Origin of the sequence: Bacteroides sp. CAG:189 (assembly GCF_000432295.1) — a bacterium.
GTDB classification, from domain to species: Bacteria; Bacteroidota; Bacteroidia; order Bacteroidales; family Bacteroidaceae; genus Bacteroides; species Bacteroides salyersiae.
Genome location: NZ_HF990968.1, coordinates 1 through 1,318 on the forward strand (window position 1 = coordinate 1; position 1,318 = coordinate 1,318).

The window sequence follows — 1,318 nt, forward strand, 5'->3', positions numbered from 1 at the left end:
CGGACGACCGTCTGGTGGAGTTCAAATATTACAAAGCCAAAGAGGCGGAAAAGATGTTAGAACTGGATGCACCCCTGCCCGAACACGTGGAGCAAGTGCACCGTTATGCCGAAGACACACTGCGGCATTTCCCCAACTACAAGGTGCGCACATATGTGGTTTACATCTGCGCCAACCGGGGATGGAAATGCTGGGAAACATAAAGAAATGGGAGATGGGAGATCTCCCATTTCCTCACGGTTCCCCCAGCGCCCCCGCTATCAGCCTGACTTGTGCCGGAGTGTAACGTTTTGACTTCCGTGCCAGTCCGGTGGCATACAAAGCCTCCATCAATCCCGGAAAGGCGGCTATCCATTCGTTGAATTCCCTCATGGCACTGCCCGGCAGGATATCCGGCAGATAGAGCGAAGCCAACTCGCTCTTTCCATAACTCCGATACCGGAAAAGGACATCCTCCGGCTCTTTTTTTTGTGACTTATCTTCCTCTTTCATTGAATATTGTACAGTATGATTACCATGTAAAGATAATGATTTATATGGTAATCAGCAAGTGTTTTCTCACTTTATTACGACGTTATCCGATTTATCATGCAGTTGTGCGCAGTTGTCCGATGTTGCTTGTTTTCATCCTTTTCGCATCCCCTATCTTTGTCATATCGGAAGTCAGAGTGGAGGAAACGTCTTCTCCATGCTCTTATCCCTTCCGGTATCCACACATATGATAACAGTTCCTGTAGTGCGCTACTCGCGCAACAAAAAGATCGGTGACAAGAATTCACCTCTGATTTATCTGCTGAGACCCAAACCCGGAGATGCGAAGATATATACCATCGACCTGTTGGCCAGCGAAATAGAAGCCATCGGCTCGCTGTCTGTAGAAGACGTGATCCATGTGATGAAATCTTTCGTACGCGCCATGCGGAAAGTACTCGTATCCGGCGATAAAGTGAAAGTAGACGGTCTGGGCATTTTTTATACCTCATTGACCTGTCCCGGTGTGGAGGTGGAAAAGGATTGCACAGTGAAGAATATCAAACGTGTCAATCTCCGCTTCAAGGTAGACAATACGCTGCGTCTCGTGAATGACTCCACAGCCGACACGCGTGGCGGAAACAATAACATCAGTTTCGAAATCGTATCGCCCGACGCAAAAAGCAATGACAATGGCGGCGGAGACGGAGAAGGGGAAGATCCGGCAGCGTAAATAATGTGTCAATATGCCAATGTGCCAATTGCTGCGCTGTGTTTTTTAGAATATACGCAGCAGGCATATTGGTAAATTATCCAACCCATAGCGCAGCCAATTGGCACATTGGCA

General features: G+C 48.1%; 3 protein-coding genes. 2 read left to right on the plus strand and 1 reads right to left on the minus strand.

Annotated elements, in window-relative coordinates:
* Positions 1–203 (plus strand): PD-(D/E)XK nuclease domain-containing protein (locus tag QVP90_RS00420; protein WP_288203588.1); only part of this gene is annotated, 203 nt, incomplete at its 5' end.
* A 31-nt stretch (positions 204–234) separates the two neighbouring features.
* Here the strand turns inward: QVP90_RS00420 and QVP90_RS00425 are convergent.
* Positions 235–492, minus strand: a complete 258-nt coding sequence (locus QVP90_RS00425; protein ID WP_021935383.1) for a DUF4248 domain-containing protein — start codon at positions 490–492, stop codon at positions 235–237.
* Positions 493–718: 226 nt separating this feature from the next.
* On the opposite strand from QVP90_RS00425, the gene QVP90_RS00430 reads away from it, so the two are divergent.
* A complete protein-coding gene (locus QVP90_RS00430; protein ID WP_130059066.1) occupies positions 719–1,204 on the plus strand; it encodes a DNA-binding protein in 486 nt (161 codons plus the stop codon).
* Positions 1,205–1,318: the final 114 nt, after the last annotated feature.